Origin of the sequence: Protofrankia symbiont of Coriaria ruscifolia, assembly GCF_900634745.1 — a bacterium.
In the GTDB taxonomy this organism is placed as follows: domain Bacteria; phylum Actinomycetota; class Actinomycetes; order Frankiales; family Frankiaceae; genus Protofrankia; species Protofrankia californiensis.
Genome location: NZ_CAAAFR010000165.1, coordinates 1 through 15323, shown reverse-complemented (window position 1 = coordinate 15323; position 15323 = coordinate 1). Strand labels below are relative to the sequence as shown.

Annotated in this window: 14 protein-coding genes and 1 pseudogene; 8 read left to right on the top strand and 7 right to left on the bottom strand. The window is 67.1% G+C overall.

Annotated features, from left to right (window positions below):
- Positions 1–673 precede the first annotated feature (673 nt).
- From CV1CTNOD_RS27430 to CV1CTNOD_RS18285, 4 genes are all read right to left on the bottom strand, one after another.
- Complete coding sequence (locus CV1CTNOD_RS27430) at positions 674–1654, bottom strand: TQO small subunit DoxD (protein WP_131787244.1); 981 nt, start codon at positions 1652–1654, stop codon at positions 674–676.
- A gap of 211 nt (positions 1655–1865) precedes the next feature.
- The gene (locus tag CV1CTNOD_RS18295; protein ID WP_131787243.1) at positions 1866–2285 is read right to left on the bottom strand and encodes a hypothetical protein; all 420 of its coding nucleotides are present in this window, start codon (positions 2283–2285) and stop codon (positions 1866–1868) included.
- Between the two features lie 331 nt (positions 2286–2616).
- Positions 2617–3483, bottom strand: a complete 867-nt coding sequence (locus CV1CTNOD_RS18290) for a ZIP family metal transporter (RefSeq protein ID WP_131787242.1) — start codon at positions 3481–3483, stop codon at positions 2617–2619.
- A gap of 575 nt (positions 3484–4058) precedes the next feature.
- On the bottom strand, positions 4059–4904 hold the full coding sequence (locus CV1CTNOD_RS18285; protein ID WP_165485614.1) for a polysaccharide deacetylase family protein: 846 nt from the start codon (positions 4902–4904) through the stop codon (positions 4059–4061).
- Positions 4905–5004: 100 nt separating this feature from the next.
- Here CV1CTNOD_RS18285 and CV1CTNOD_RS24980 point away from each other — a divergent pair, with 100 nt between their 5' ends.
- The 7 genes from CV1CTNOD_RS24980 (at position 5005) to CV1CTNOD_RS18255 (ending at position 12327) form a co-directional block, all read left to right on the top strand.
- The gene (locus tag CV1CTNOD_RS24980) at positions 5005–5166 is read left to right on the top strand and encodes a hypothetical protein (protein WP_165485613.1); all 162 of its coding nucleotides are present in this window, start codon (positions 5005–5007) and stop codon (positions 5164–5166) included.
- Between the two features lie 216 nt (positions 5167–5382).
- Positions 5383–6063 (top strand): hypothetical protein, encoded by a 681-nt coding sequence (locus CV1CTNOD_RS18280; protein ID WP_131787241.1) that lies wholly within the window; start codon positions 5383–5385, stop codon positions 6061–6063.
- Entirely contained in the window at positions 6060–6731 is a 672-nt protein-coding gene (locus CV1CTNOD_RS18275; RefSeq protein WP_131787240.1) for an ABC transporter ATP-binding protein, read from the top strand. The genes CV1CTNOD_RS18280 and CV1CTNOD_RS18275 overlap by 4 nt, the downstream gene beginning before the upstream one ends.
- Positions 6728–7432: an ABC transporter ATP-binding protein gene (locus CV1CTNOD_RS18270; RefSeq protein WP_131787239.1), complete on the top strand. Its 705-nt coding sequence runs from the start codon at positions 6728–6730 to the stop codon at positions 7430–7432. Before CV1CTNOD_RS18275 ends, CV1CTNOD_RS18270 begins: the two co-directional genes overlap by 4 nt.
- Positions 7429–10062, top strand: coding sequence for an FtsX-like permease family protein (locus tag CV1CTNOD_RS18265; protein WP_207386535.1), 2634 nt, complete (start codon positions 7429–7431; stop codon positions 10060–10062). Before CV1CTNOD_RS18270 ends, CV1CTNOD_RS18265 begins: the two co-directional genes overlap by 4 nt.
- A 112-nt stretch (positions 10063–10174) precedes the next feature.
- Positions 10175–10852 (top strand): response regulator transcription factor, encoded by a 678-nt coding sequence (locus tag CV1CTNOD_RS18260; RefSeq protein ID WP_131787237.1) that lies wholly within the window; start codon positions 10175–10177, stop codon positions 10850–10852.
- The gene (locus tag CV1CTNOD_RS18255; RefSeq protein ID WP_131787236.1) at positions 10849–12327 is read left to right on the top strand and encodes a sensor histidine kinase; all 1479 of its coding nucleotides are present in this window, start codon (positions 10849–10851) and stop codon (positions 12325–12327) included. The genes CV1CTNOD_RS18260 and CV1CTNOD_RS18255 overlap by 4 nt, the downstream gene beginning before the upstream one ends.
- 138 nt (positions 12328–12465) lie before the next feature.
- On the opposite strand, the pseudogene CV1CTNOD_RS18250 reads toward CV1CTNOD_RS18255, so the two are convergent.
- A pseudogene (locus CV1CTNOD_RS18250) lies at positions 12466–12666 on the bottom strand (Tn3 family transposase); the annotation flags it as partial.
- Between the two features lie 65 nt (positions 12667–12731).
- On the opposite strand from CV1CTNOD_RS18250, the gene CV1CTNOD_RS18245 reads away from it, so the two are divergent.
- Positions 12732–12944 (top strand): hypothetical protein, encoded by a 213-nt coding sequence (locus tag CV1CTNOD_RS18245; protein WP_242606809.1) that lies wholly within the window; start codon positions 12732–12734, stop codon positions 12942–12944.
- A 92-nt stretch (positions 12945–13036) separates the two neighbouring features.
- Here the strand turns inward: CV1CTNOD_RS18245 and CV1CTNOD_RS18240 are convergent, their stop codons facing one another.
- Positions 13037–14332 (bottom strand): COG4705 family protein, encoded by a 1296-nt coding sequence (locus CV1CTNOD_RS18240; RefSeq protein WP_131787235.1) that lies wholly within the window; start codon positions 14330–14332, stop codon positions 13037–13039.
- Between the two features lie 263 nt (positions 14333–14595).
- On the bottom strand, positions 14596–15321 hold the full coding sequence (locus tag CV1CTNOD_RS18235; protein ID WP_347402957.1) for a DedA family protein: 726 nt from the start codon (positions 15319–15321) through the stop codon (positions 14596–14598).
- Positions 15322–15323: the final 2 nt, after the last annotated feature.

Here is a 15323-nt window from a genome sequence, read left to right as displayed (position 1 = left end):
TGCGGATCAAGGTCGGTCCAGGCCCGCATGGCGCCTGCGTCTGGCCCCAGCCCGGCCGTTACTCCCTCGGCCACACCGGCATCCTGCGCTGACCGGAGGTCCTCCTCGACCTCGGCGAGCAGGCCCGCCGGGCCCTCTACCTGCCATCGGTCGGCTCCCCGTGGCCGTGGCATCCTGCGGTCCGACCGTATTTCCACGCATCCGCCACGCGATCCGTTGCCAGATCCGGAACCGGACAACGTTGGCGGCCGGCGCCTCTCATCTCGGTTGCATCCTTCGGCGCGACTCTGGACTCATGGTTCTAACATGCCTGGAGTCGGATAGGCCGCGGCTCCTTTTCGCCGGACCTGTGATAAAAAGATGGAGTGGCTCAACAACGCCGCTGTCACTGCGAGACAATTTTGCGTAGCCCTGGAATGCTAGACTACTCTTGCTCCCCTCACCTTGTGAATCCGGCTAAGCCATCAGACCCAGGAACGTTCCTCCAAGTTCCTCCAAGCCGAGCTGGGGATACAATAAGCGCTTCACAGCGCACACCGCGCGTGTGGCTCGTCGCTGCGCACGACTTCTTGAGTCGGGTATTCCAGGACTGCACATCCCGTCGATCATCAGGCTGAGCCGGTCCGCCTCACGCACCCATGGCAGAACATGCCAGGCCTGTCCAGGTGGGGAATCACCCGACCCGGACGAAATCCCCTCGCAGATGCACGGGCAGCCGGGTGAGCGGGGCGGGGGCAGGTCCACCAAGGACGGCCCCGCTGGCCGCCGAGTAGACAGCGCCGTGGCAGGGACAGCTGAACTCTTGGTCCGAGATGTTGAAATCGACGGCACAGCCGGCGTGCGTGCACACCGCGGAGAAGGCGGCGAACCCGCCGGCCGGTAGGTGGATCAGCCAGGCCGGCTCTCCTGACTGCGGGATGATGAACCTTTTCGCTGATCCCTGATCGATCTCGTCCAACCGTACGACAGTGGTTTCGCCGTCACCCGCCGGATCGCCGGACATGGCCGTCGCCATTGGCCAGCGGGGAACCGCACGTCCACCGACTGCCCGTCCGATCCAGGCGGTCAGGCCTGCGGTGGCAAGCGCGGCGACAGCCACGAACCCGATTGTCACTCCGTGTCGCAGCCACGCGCGGCGGCCCGGGTCGTGGTCCGGCATCCGGCCCAACCAGGCATCCAGCGACAGCACCCCGGCGGACCCGACTGCCGTGAACGGCAGCCACATGACCGCGAAGACGATGTCGGAGCCGTAGTAGTACGGCCATGTGTGCCAGCTGACGGTAAGCAGGAACGTCAGGGAGAGCAGGGCGCCACCGACCGCGGCGAGCCGGGCCCACAGCCCGAGCAGAGTCCCGGTGCCGACCGAGATCTCACCCAGTGCGATCAGGACGCCGATCGTCCCCGTGTGCGGCCGGAACAGGCTGAGCAGCGCGCCGATAGGGCTGGTGTGCACGAGAGCCGCGAGTTGGTGCTGGACCGAGGTCGGAGATGCCGGGTCGAGGTAGGCCGGGTCGGCCAGCTTCTGGAGCCCGGCGAAGGTGAACGTAACGCCGAGGAACATCCGCAATGGCAGCAGTAGCCAGCCCGGTTCGGCGAGTCGGGTCCGCCAGCTGAGGCCGGTGGCTCGGTGCTTCCTCTTCGCGGTCGGTTTCACGGTCGCTGTAGGTTACCCGCTTCCCCTTGCCCAGGCACTACTGGTTGCCGTCAACCGATTTCGGAGTGCAGTACCCGGGATATGCCGGAAGGCCACCAAGATCGGTTTTGGATCGGGCGGGATGTCCTGTGTGGAGGGTGTTTACGGAATGCTCAGAAGACCGTCACCAAGCTCCGGCCCCTTTCGGCCCCCGCAGCGGGGACACGGTCGCCTACCCGGCTGTCGTCCCGTTAGGGCCGTCGGTGCCCGAGCTGGAGCGGCCATGGAACCGGTTGAGCGCCTCGTCGCCGGAGCGCAGCTTGCCGATCGTGGCTTTGCCATTGACGGTGTCGGTGCTGAAGGTCACGGCATCGCCGGCCTTCAGGTCGCTCACTTGCGCTTCACCGTTCTTGTCGATATCGCTGCTGCTGGTGACCGCGTACCCGGTCGTACCGCTACCGGTCTTGATGGTGACCGACGACGACCCGACCGCGGTCACGGTACCGCTCTGATCGAGGGCATCGCCGTGACTGAAGTCGTGGCCGGCGCCGAGGCGATCCGGGGCGCTCTGGGTCGTCCCCGTGGATGGGCTCGGGCTCGGGGACACCGCCGTCGCACTGAGGGCGCCTCCCAGAATCGCCCCGGCCACCACGCCGGCACCGAGCAGCCCCGCTGCTTTGCCGAGACGACGTCGCCGTGCAGGCCTGGTTCGTCGGTGATGACGGCGTCACCGCATCCCAGCCACGCCAGCCAGCCTGATCCGCCATGTCGCGCCTCCTCACGCACCGCCACCGTGGCGGCGCACACTAACCGTGAATCTCCAGGCTGTGCACCACCTGACATCCGGTTAGTAACCGTTTAAGAGGTTGGTGAGGGTCCGCTGTGTGTGGGTGTGGCGGCGATCGGGTTGCCCCAGTCTGGTCTCATCAGCAGTTCCTGAAGACCTTCCGGCAGCACGAAAAGATGATCGTGCCGCCTTGGGTTCAGGCGCCGGAGGCGGTGACGATACCGTCGGTGGCGAAACCCGCGATCAGACCGAGCAGGATTCCGTAAGCGAGCAGATCCATGCGTCGGCTCCTCGCCGCTACGGTGATCAGTTGGATGACGACGTAGAGGATCGACCCTGCCGCCAGTGTCAGGAAGGCCACGCTGAGGGCTTCGCTGGTGAAGCTGTGCCCGACAGCGGTACCGATGAATGTGGGGCCGCCGCCGATAAGACCCATGGTCAGCAGAAATCCCCAGCCGGGGCGGACGGGGATACCGTCGGTGTCGCCGGCCAGCGGTGCGACGATTCCGAATCCTTCGGTGGCGTTGTGCAGCCCGAAGCCGATGACCAGCAGGGTGGCCAGCGTGACTTCACCGGAGGCAGCGGACTGGCCGATGGCCAGGCCTTCAGCGAAGTTGTGTAGCCCGATCCCCACCGCGATCAGCAAGCTGAGGCGTTTCGCGGGGGACCACGCTGCCAGGCCGACCTGCCGAGCTGTCAGTTCCCCCGCGGCCATCGCGCCCGGGCCGAAGCGGCGTTCTCCCCCGGCGGCACGGCCCATCCACCGCTCATAGACCACCAGCGACAGCAGACCCACCGCGATCCCGCCGTTGAACAGTAGCCCGTAAAAGACCGCTCGGCCGAGGCCGTGGTGGTCGGTGTGTACCTCGGTCAGCGCCCCGTCGATGGGCTCCCAGGCCGCAGACAGTACATCCCACACCAGGAACAGCAACACGCCGACCGCCGCCGCGTTCAGGAGCGCACGCAGTGTGGGCGCGGGCCGTCTGAGCCGCCCTACCGGCAGGCCGAGCAGAATCGTCACTCCGGCGATGGCACCGAGTAGCAGTGTGCGGCCCAGACCCATATGCCCTCCTCCGACAGATCGATTAGGTTAAGCTGCCCTAAATCGTGCGCAGAGGCAAGTTTTTCCTGATGGGACTGTTGACCGGACGGTTCAGCGGTGGAAGCGACTCACCTCCGAGGCACCTACTGCTGGGTTCCTGAAGTCGGTGGTAGATCTGGCAAGCAGGGGTACGGGGTCGCTCTGAGGAGGAGCGCGTCATGCCCAAGGTGCTGTTTGCCCGGGTGCCGCGGGACGCGGCCGAGGAGAAGAAGATCCGCCAGTAGGCGGGTACCCGGCATGCTCCGGCCGACCAGATCCTCCGAGCCCGGATCATCACGGCCAGCTGGACCGGCCGGCGCACCACCCAGATCGCCGCCGACCTGGCCTGTCACCCCCAGACGGTGTGGACTGTGGCTGCACCGGTTCAATACCGGGGGCCTGGACGGGCTGGGAGAACGGCCGATACCCGGCCAGCCCTGTTGGCCAGCAGGGGGTATCGGTCGCTACTCGGCGCTGTGAGCCGTTCTCCATCACCCCGGCATCCAGGGACGTGCCCTTTCCGGCTCGGTGCCGCCCGAGCCGGCCTTTGCGGTGGGTCAGGCGAGCAGGTCGTGTACCGGTATCGGGGTGAGGCCGGCCGTGTGGAGGTTCGCGACGATCCGGGGAAACGCGGTGACGGTGCCCGGGTAGCCGAAATGCATGCTTACGATGGAGCCCGGTCGGGCGCCGGCCCGTACCCGTGCGACGACGGTGTCGGCTCCGGGAGAGGTGTAGTCGAGTGGGTCGACGTCGAAGTCGACGACCGTGCGGTAACCGGCGGCGCCGGCCTCGGTGAGGATCAACGGGGTGGCAGTGCTCGTGCCGGAGGGCCGGAAATAGCGGCCCTGCGTCGGAGCCAGTCGGGCCAGCACGTCCCGGCAGTTGATGATTTCTGTGGCCACCCGGTCGGCTGGTAACGCGGTCAGTGTCGGGTGGGTGTAGGTGTGGTTCGCCAGTTCGTTGCCGCCTGCCAGGATGACCGGGACGAGATCGTGGTGCTCATCCAGCCATTGGCCGACCGCGAACACCGTGATCGGCGCTGAGAGTCGGGCCGCATCGGCGAGCAGCTGACGGGCCAGCGAGAGATCCTGGCCGGCCTCGTGCGGGCCGAGGTGGAAGGTGAGCGCGACTCGCGGCCGGTCCCGCGGTCCGTTGGCCACCGCCACCGCGGTGCCTCCTGGAACCAGCCCCGGGCCGGTCGGGTCCGGAGCGGTCGATGCCGCCGCGGTCCCGGCCACCGTGCCGTTGCGGGCCGTGGCGGAGGTCGACGGCGTTGGCGCCGTCGGCGCGGACCGGGTCGACCCACCGGTGGCGCAGGCCGCCAGCCCTGCGGCCGCGACTGCCGTGCCGGCCCCGGCGAGGAACCGGCGACGCGAGGAAGCATGGCCGACCATCTCAGGCATGACGGCAGGCTACCCTGCGTGGTTAGCGGCCATCATCCGTGCCGCCGGCCGGGGCACCGTCGCATGGTCCTGGACGCGACAAGCAAACAGCAGACGAACCGTGCGCACCGGCTCAATCGTGGCGGTGCCGGGCACTCAACCAAGCCCCCGCCCCGTCGTCGCGACCATGCTCGGCTACCAGGACGACACCACGACCCGGATCGCGGCCGCCGCGGGCAGCCCCTGGATCCGCTACGCCCCCGGTGACCACAAAAGGTCATAGTAACCCTACTCTCAGCCAAATACCGGCCATTCGGTTGACGGAGTCTGCCCGTGGAGCACTCCCACCGTCTCTGGGGCGACGATCAGTCACCCGACATAGTTCCAAGATCCAGAGTCGTAGTACCGGGAAGAGAACCGACGCCCGACGGCTTACCCGCATCCCACCGCCGGCTGAGGGTTCAGCTTCCGTTAAGCAGCGTCGCGGCACGGTCGGTGTATGTGTACACGAAAGTTGCTGGCGGCCTGGAGGCTGACGCTGGTCGGGCTCTTCGTCGTAAGTGTCCTTGCCGCCTGTGGTTCATCCTCCGGCATCCCGTCGCTCTCGGGAACCCCTGGGAGTTCCGGATCGTCGGAGAACGCGGTTTCGCCTGCGGTGACCGGCGGGAGCGCCATACCTGACGGATCCCAGGCACCGGTCCCGGTGGAGAGGAACCCGCCGGGAGACATTCCAGACAACATCGCCTTCATCGCCTACGTGAACGCTGCGGGTGGCTATTCCTTCGTCCGTCCCGAGGGCTGGGCCGAGACGACGGCCGGTGCGCGGGTTCTGTTCGTCGACAAGCTGAACGGCATCGCCGCCGAGACGGTGGGTCGCAGCCAGGCGCCGAGCGTGGCCGACGCGACCGCCCACGAGATCCCGCGGCTGCGATCGACGCAGTCGGCGTTCGAAGCACGGTCGGTCGATCCGGTGAGCCTGCCGGCAGGGTCCGGTGTGAAGATCGTGTACCGGCGGAACTCCGCCTCCGATCCGGTGACCGGCAAACAATACCGCGACGAGGTGGAGGAATACCTGATCACCATGGGTGCGAAGACCATCCGTCTCGACCTCTACGGGCCGGTGGGCGCCGACAACGTCGACGCCTACCGCATGATCACGCAGAGTCTGAGGTTGTCGTGACCCTGCTGGAGGCCCGTGGTCTGCACCGGTTCTATCGGCGTGGGGGCCGGGTCGACAGCGAGGTCGCGGCGTTGCGGGATGTCAACCTGACCGTGCGAGCCGGCGAGATGGTGGCGGTCGTGGGTCCCTCGGGTTCGGGGAAGTCCACGCTGCTGGCGCTGTTGGCCGGCCTGGATGATCCCGACGGTGGCAGCGTGTGGCTGACCGGAGAGCGGATGTCGCACCAGTCGCCCGCGCGTCAGGCGCGGCTGCGAGGCCTTCGTATGGGCGTCCTCACGCAGGGAAGCGGGCTGATCAGTCACCTGTCGGTGCGGGAGAACGTGCTGCTGGCCGCCTCGTTCCGCCCGCGCCCGCAACCGGGCGGGACGCAGGCGGATCAGCTGCTGGAACGGCTCGGTCTGAAGACACGGCGGCATTCCCGCCCCTCAACGCTCTCCGGTGGGGAGACCGCACGCGCCAATCTCGCGGTCGCGATGATCGGCAGCCCCGCGGTGCTGCTCGCGGACGAACCAACGGCAGAGGTGAGCCGAGCCGAGGAGGCGGAAGTGCTGCGGCTGCTGTGTGAGGAACGCCCCGGCGACACCGCCGCCGTGCTGGTTACCCACTCGGCGGCGGTCGCGCGTGTGGCGGACCGAACGGTCACCATCACGGCAGGGCGGATCACATGAGGATGCTGGTGGAGGCCGTAGAACTGGAGATCTCGTATGAACGCACTCCGGTGCTGGACTCGGTGGATCTCACCTTGTCGGCAGGCGATGAGATGGGGCTCACCGGACGTTCGGGGAGCGGCAAGACGACCTTGCTGCTCGCGCTGGCCGGCTTGCTACCCGCGCGCGGGGTCGTCTCCTGGCCAGATCTCTCGCCTGATCCGCTGGTCCGACGCCGCCAGATCGGACTGGTGTTCCAGGCGCCCTCGTTGGTGCCCGAGCTGACAGCGGCAGAAAATGTGATGTTGCCGTTACGGCTACACGGCGAAACGCGGCGATCGGCCGTCACCGCCGCACGTACGGCGCTGGCCGACGTCGGCCTCGGCGAGGTCGGCCAGGCTCTGCCGGCGGAGTTGTCCGGCGGTCAGCAGCAACGGGTGGCGTTGGCGCGTGCTCTCGCGGGGGATCCGCTCGTGCTGCTGGCCGACGAACCAACGGGGTCGTTGGATCGCGTCACCGGCGCGGAGATGGTGGTGGTGATGCGTTCCCGGATACGCCGCGCCGGCGGGGCGCTGATGATCGCAACGCATGACGAGGACGTGGCTGGGTTGCTGCCCACCCGCGTCGAGCTGCGTGACGGCAGACTGCGCCCGACCGCGCCACCGCCTCTGACGACGATCTCCTCCGCCGTGCCGCGGTATGGAGCGGAGGGCGACCGGTGAGGGCCCTGTCATGGATCCGGGGCTTGGTGATGCGTTCCCCGGCCGCGGTGCTGGGCGGAGCCGTGAGCGTCGCGGTAACCGTGGCCTTCGTCGCCTCGCTGGTCAGTTTCATCAGCATCAGCTCGGCCGACCTGACGGTCCGGGCGGCCGCCCGCGTGCCCGTCGACTGGCAGGTCCAGGTGACGCCGCAGGGTGATCCCGCCCGCGTCGACGCCGCGGTCGCGCGGTTGCCTGATCTGCGAGCGCAGGTCGCCGTCGACCGTGTCGCGGTCCCCGCGCTGTCGGCGACGGGACCGGACGGCAGCCGCCAGACTGGTCAGGCCCAGATCCTGGCCATGCCCCAGAACTACGCCGGGGTGTTCTCCCGTGAGATCAAGCCGCTGGTGGGTAGCGCACGCGGTGTGCTGCTTGCCCAGCAGACCGCCGCGAACCTGGCTGTGGTTCCCGGCGGAAGCATCACCGTCCGCACGGCGGACGGTGCGATCTCGGCGCTCACTGTCGACGGGGTCGTTGACCTTCCCGCCGCCGACTCCCTGTTCCAGGTTGTGGGAGCACCGGCGAACGCCGGCGCGACGGCACCACCGGACAACGTCGTTCTGGTCCCACCGGACCGCTTCCCTGCGCTGGCGCGCGGCGGCACGGTGGTGCACCAGATCCATGTCGGGTTCGATCACACCGCCCTGCCGCACGATCCCGCCGCCGCAACGACACTCATCCGACAGAGAGACAACCACCTCCAGATCGAGGTGGCCGGCGGTGCCCTCGTCGGTGACAACCTGCAATCCGCGCTGTCCGGTGCCCGGGAGGACGCCCTTTACGCCCTCCTGCTGGTGCTGTTGCTCGGGCTGCCCGGTGTGGTGCTCGCCGCCGTGGTCGCCGTCCTGGTCGTCGCGCTGCGCGGCGAGCGCCGTCGCCGTGAGGTCGCGCTGCTGCGGCTGCGCGGTGCGGGGCCGGGAGCCGTCCTGCGGCTGATTGCCGGCGAGACCGCCCTGACCGCGTTCCTCGGGGCGGCGTTGGGCCTGCCGATGGCGTGGCTCGCGATCCGCCTCGTGTTGCCGGCGGGTAGCCATCTCGTGCCCGCTTCGACGTGGACGGCGCTCGGCATCGGGGTCGCGGTAGCCGCCGGAACCCAACTGGGGCCGGCGATTCGGGTGATGTTGGACCGTCGGGCCGGAACAGTCCAGGCTGACACGTCGCTCGCCCCGCGCGACCGTGCTCCCTGGCCGCTGCGGTTCGGCCTCGACTGGATCCTCCTCGCCGGGGCCGCGGTGACGTTCTGGCTCACCTCTCGTGGCGGTTATCACGTCGTCCTCGCCCCCGAGGGCGTCGCCACGACCTCGGTGAACTACGCGGCTCTCCTGGGCCCGGCCATGGCATGGCCAGGGCTGGCGCTGCTGGTCTGGCGCGTCAGCGCCGGATGGTTCGGTCGGCGCACCGGGCGGCTGTCCCGTGACCGCCCCGGACACGCACCCGAGCTGGAAGCGGCGTCGCTTCGACGACGTCGCCACATCGTGGCGCGCGGCGCGGCCGGACTCGCCGTCGCTCTGGGCCTCGCGGCATCCACGGCCGTCTTCACGTCCACCTACGATGCCCAGGCCCGCCTCGACGTCGCCCTGACCGTGGGTGCCGACGTCGCGGTCACCGAGCCCCCCGGCGCCGTCGTCAGCCCGTCCGCCAGCGACACGCTGAGCAACGCACCCGGCGTAAGTGCCGTCGAACCGCTGCAGCACCGCTTCGCCTATGTGGGACCGGACCTCCAGGACCTCTATGGTGTAAACGCCGACACGATTCGGCGGGTCGCCCCGCTTCACGACTCGTTCACCCCAGGTAGCACCGTGTCGAGCGCACTTGGCGCCCTCGGCCGTACCCCTGACGGGGTGCTGCTCTCCGCGGAAACGCTGCACGACTATCAACTGCGTCCCGGGGACCCGGTCCGGCTGCGACTCCAGACCGGGCCCAACCGGCTCTACCAGCCGGTGACGTTCCATGTGATCGGTCAGATCAAAGAGTTTCCCACCGCTCCAAAGGACTCCTTCATCGTCGCCAACGCCGTCTACATCACCCGCGTGACCGACTCGGACGCGGTTGGCAGCTTTCTGATCGGATCATCCGACCCGACCGTGACCGCCGCGTCCCTGCGGTCACGGGTCGCTCCCGGCGTCCAGGTCACGGACGTGCGCTCCGCCCGCGCCACCGTCACCACCGCATCCGGCCTGGCGGCGTCCGACCTCGCCGGCCTGTCCAAGCTGGAACTCGGTTTCGGGGTTCTGCTCGCGCTGGCGTGTTCCGGCCTGGCGTTGTTGCTCGGCGCGTCGCAACGACGACGTTCCCTGGTGCTGCTGCACGCCTTAGGCGCCACCTCCCAGCAGCGTGGACGGTTCCTGGCCGTCGAAGCGCGGGGGCTGCTCCTGGGCGGTGTTGTCGGCGGCGCGGCGATCGCGGCGGCCATCAGCTACCTGCTCATCAAGGTACTGACGGGAATCTTCGACCCGCCACCCGCGGCACCGGCGATTCCGGTCGTCTACCTCGTCGCTCTCGTCGCCGGTGTCGTGGCAGCAGCGGCTCTGGTGGTGGTTCTCGGCGGCCGGGTGATGGGCGCCGCAGGCCCGAAAGAACTCCGAGACCTGTGAAAGTGCCGGATCGCGAACACACTGACACATGATGGTTACCGTGGAGCGCACCGACCCGCATCGCTCCGGGGCGCGGTCCGGTCCGTCCAGGGATATGTGACAGGAGCGATCGATGCGGATACTGATCGTAGAGGACGAGGAAAACCTGGCCGCCGCGATACGCGACGGACTGCGTCATGAGGGTTGCGCCGTCGATGTAGCGGCCGACGGTGAGCAGGGCCTGTGGCTCGCCCGCTCCAACACCTACGACGCGATCATTCTGGACATCATGCTTCCTTGCCTCAACGGCTACGCGGTAACCCGGTCGCTCCGCCGGGCGCGGGTCTGGACACCTGTACTCATGCTCACCGCGAAGGACGGGGAGTACGACGAGGCCGACGCCCTCGATCTCGGCGCGGACGACTACCTGACCAAGCCCTTCTCTTTCGTCGTGTTACTGGCGCATCTGCGAGCACTGATCCGGCGGGGGACCCCGGGGCGTCCTACCGTCCTGACCGCGGGTGATCTCCAGCTCGATCCTGCCCAGCACCGCTTCAGCCGAGCCGGAACCGACATCCGGCTTCGGCCCCGCGAGTTCGCGCTCATGCACTACCTCATGCGCCATCCCGGCCAGGTGCTACCCAAAAGCGACATCACCGCCAACGTCTGGGACGAGTTCGAGGAGAGCGATCCGAACCTGGTCGAGGTCTACATCAGCTATCTCCGACGCAAGATCGACAAGCCGTTCGGAAGGCAGGCGATCGAAACGGTGCGTGGAGTGGGCTACCGGCTGCGGGCTGACGGCGGTTGACCGGGCACCCTGAAGCTACTGCGGCGCGCCCGCGGTGGTGGCGCCGGCTGTCCTTCCAGATGCGGGTGACCCTCGCCGCGACCCTCATCGCAGCGGTCGGTCTTGCCTCCGCCGGATCGCTGCTGGTCACCGGTGTCAGCAACAGCCTGCTCGGCAATATCGACGATGCGGCCCGCGAGCGTGCGCAGACGCTCAGCACGGTCGTCACCCGTGGCGCTGTGCCGGATCCGTTGCCCAGCTCCGGCGTGGATACCAGCATCGCGCAGGTAGTCGCTTCCGATGGCCATGTGATCGCTAGCTCACGGGAGTTCGACGCCGGTGGGGCCGCCCTCGCGCAGCCCACTGAAGGGCCGCCGGCCGGAGAACACATCAAGGATCAGACGACGGTCGCGCACGGTCATTTCCGGATCCTGACTCTGCCGGTACGCACCGAGGGTTCCACCGTCGCGATTGTGATCGCGTCGCCGTTGAGCGACTACGACCAGGCAGTCGGCCGGGTTACCGCGGCGGCCGTGGTCGGCGGCCCCACTCTGCTGGTCCTGCTCGCGATCGCGGTCTGGACACTCGTGCGCTACACCCTGCGCGTCATCGACCGCATCCGCGGCCAGCTCGACGCCATCACATCGGCGGATCTCCATCACAGAGTCGACGTTCCCCCCGCCCGGGACGATATCCGCAGCCTTGTCCTGACCATGAACCAGATGCTGGACCGACTGGAGAACGCGGTGACCGCACAGCGCCGCTTCGTCTCCGACGCCGCCCACGAACTACGCAGCCCGCTGGCGGCCCTGCGCGTGCAGCTCGACGTCAGTCACCGCAGGTCCGAGGCGGACAGGTGGCAGCACGAAGCCCCCCGCATGATCCACGAGGTTGACCGGCTCACCCGTCTCGTCGACGATTTACTCGCACTCTCCCACCTCGACGAAAACGCCCGACCAGGCCGCCGCGACCTCGTCGATATCGACGAAATCGTGCTCACCGAGGCCCAGAACCTGCGATTGACCAGCTCCCTGACCGTCCACACCCGCGAGGTCTCCGCAGGCCTGGTCGCAGGACATCCCGACCTGCTCACCCGCATCGTGCGCAACCTGCTCGACAACGCGCGACGCCACGCGCGGACGCGCGTCGATCTCTCGCTGTCCGCCACCGACCAGCGCGTCGAGTTGGTCGTGGCAGACGACGGCCAGGGAATACCGCCCGAATACCGCAAGGAGGTCTTCCGCCGGTTCCACCGCCTCGACCAGGCCCGCAGCCGGGACACCGGCGGCAGTGGACTCGGTCTCGCGATCGTCCACGATGCCGTCACGGCCCATCATGGCAACATCCACATCGAGGACAACGAGCCAGGCGCCCGAATCGTCGTATGGCTGCCGGCGGCCGGAAGCGACAGCTCTCCCCCACCCAGCCTCCTCCCTTTGTCTCCTCCGGGCGGAACAACCCGATCGACACGGAATCAAGAACAACCGAAACAATGAAGTGGGAAGGCGCTGTTGCATCCGTCAGGATCAGCCGATCTTGGCCGTAAATCTTCCGGTAGAGACGTTCTCCAGAACCGTTCCGGGACGTCTGGAGCCTCCGTGAGGAGGTCACATGAGCCCCGTCGACAGGAAGGACCTGCGGCCAAGAGCAACCGAGGACAGCGCGCCTTCCCGGATGGAGATCGCGGTGCGCATCAGGTCCGGCCAGTGGGCCTCGATCAGTTTCCAGTCGATGCCCTGCTCGGCGAACAGCGCGTCGATGTGCGCGTAGCGAGCCGCCGGACCGGGCCGGTAGAAGATCAGGTCTTTCCAGTTGCGGATCCGGGGCAGCAGCTCGCTAAACCGTGCGATCATCGGGAGGTTGAACGGGCACATGAGCGCGCCCGACGGGAAGATCTACGGTGAAGATCGCCGATGTGGTCCTCGCCGGCGCCGATATCACCGCGGTCACGATCCCACCCCGAACTCCCCGCGCGCTCCACCTCCAACCGCCCCGGCCCGACCACCCGATCACCCGATCACCCGATCACCCGATCACTGGCGTCACGACGGGACGCATCAAGCGCCGGCCCGTCCTCGGTGGCCTGATCAACGAATACGAACGAACGGCCTAAAACCCCAGGCCAACGCCGGTGGCCGAGTTCTGGCACCCGACAGATTCTACATAAGCCTCGTAGTATCTATCTATAGCTTCGGGATTTCTTTCTCAGGAATGACTGTCACTCGGGTCGAGCGTGGTGAGCAATGCCGTTAGCGCGGCCCTCTCGCTGTTCGAGTTCGGACTCGTTGCTCGGAGCGCGCGCAGCACCGTATCGATCTTTTTGTCGATCTTGGTCCACGCAGCCTTGTCTTTCGGTTTCAGGTGGGCTTCGGCGTTGTCCCACGCGATTTCGAGATCACCGATGCGGGCCGTAGCGCCAGACTGGTTGCCGGCGTTCAGGAGATCCAGCGTGTCCTGTGTGATTTTTCGGAACTCCGAGAGGTCTCCGAGGGACGAGAGCTGTGCTGGCTGACTTCCGCTGGAGATCACTGGCTGGCTTGCGCCCGGGATCGACTGCACGGCGGCAGCCGAGTTTGACGTGTCTTCTTGAAGCGAGGACTTGCGCAAGAAGTATCCCGTCCCTGCGGCGATGAGGACGAGCGCCACGACGACGACTGTCTGCCACAAGCCTCCTCGTTCCATTGCCTCGTCAGTGTCAACGGCAGAGGCACTCGGGATGACATCGGCTTTCGTCACCGAGAAATAGGTGACGATGCCGAGAATGCCAACCACGAAGATCAGACTCGTCACCGTCGCACCCAGGCCCAGCCCGCCCTGGCTCGGTGACTGAGAGAGGTAGTCACCGATCGATGCTCCAAGCGGGCGGGTCATGATGTAGATGATCCAGAAGGAGAGAACCGAGTTGAGTCCGAATCGCCATGCGACCGCAATGATGGCGATCAGCGATACCACGATGATTCCCGTCGCCAGGTAGCCGAGCCCAAGCACCTCGGCCATGAGATCGCCGGTTGCCGTACCGAGCGCGAAGGTGACGAGAATCGTAAGCCAGTAGAACGCCTCTCGCCGTCTGGTGAAGATGGAATGAATGGAGAGCGTCTTCTCTATCAGGTACCACACGAGGAAGGCGAGAGCGAGAAGAACGCCGAAAATCAGGGTACTCGCTTCGAGTGGCAGACCGATACTGTCCGTGAGGTTGTCCGTTACCAATGTGCCGAAGACGCTCACGAGTGCCACCGCCAGCCAGTACCTGCTCGGTATGTACCGATTCGCCCTGAATTGGAAGATCAGAGCGGCGACGAGCAGGACGCCTGTGACGACGGACGTACCGGTCAGGCCGAGGTTCAGGTTGACGTTGAGGAAGTCAGCGGCCGATTCACCAACCGTCGTGCAGAGCACTTTGATGATCCAGAAGTAGATGGTGACTTCTGGGACTTTGTTAAGGAGTTGGCGACTCGGCGCGAGGGTGCGCGGTGAAGTCATGGGGGTGCTCGGTGAAGTCATCGGGCTCTTTCTCGTTCTCGGTTCGGTCGCCGCGGCGGAAGAATCTGGGACGGGGGGTGAGCCAAGCCGCGACTTGTCGGACATTAGGGCACGCCAGGCTAGCCATGGGTCGGACAGGGGTAAGCGGGCGGGAAACTCTGTTAATGAGCAGCTGCGAAGTCCTGAGACATCCGCCGGGTGGTTGGACTCGGGAGTGACAGGTAAGCGCACAGATGCCTGCGTGGTGGGCGCCACGGTATCTGCTCGACTACAGGCAACCGCTGTCACCGGGGCAGGCGGTCGTGGTCGCTTCCCGCGCGGGCGTCGGGCCGCCGCCCGGGTCTGGTCTGGCGACGGTATTCCCGGACTACCGGAACGGCAGACACCAGCACGATCAGCAGCGTAATCGGGATGATGTACCGGTCGATCGAGATGGACCGTCCAAGGGTGTAGCCGAGCAGGGTGACACCGAGCGACCAGATCAACCCGCCGGCGACGTTGAACAGGGTGAAGGCCCGGGCCGGCACGCCCACCACACCGGCCACCGGGTTCATGAAGGTGCGTATGACCGGCACGAACCGCGCCAGGATGATCGCCTTTCCGTAGCCGTACCGGTCCAGGAACTCCTGGGTCCGTTCCACGTTCTCCTGTTTGAACAGCCGGGAGTCGGGTCGGTTGAACAGGACCGGGCCGGCCCGGCGGCCCAGCAGATAGCCCGTCTGTGCGCCCACCAGCGCCGCGACGGCCACCCCGGCCAGCACGGAGCCGATGTGGAAATGCGGCTGGCCGGCGGTAGCGCGGGTCGTGCTGTAGGCGCCGGCGAGGAACAGCAGGGAGTCACCCGGAAGGAAGAATCCGAGGAGCAGGCCGGTCTCCGCGAACACGATGACAGTCAGACCAGCAAGGCCGAACGTCGAGGCCAGTGAGGCGGGGTCAAGAATATTGAGTGCGAGTGGACCAGACAGCGCGGGACTTCCTTTCCATCGTTTCCGGCCGGATCCTGCCCGCAGTT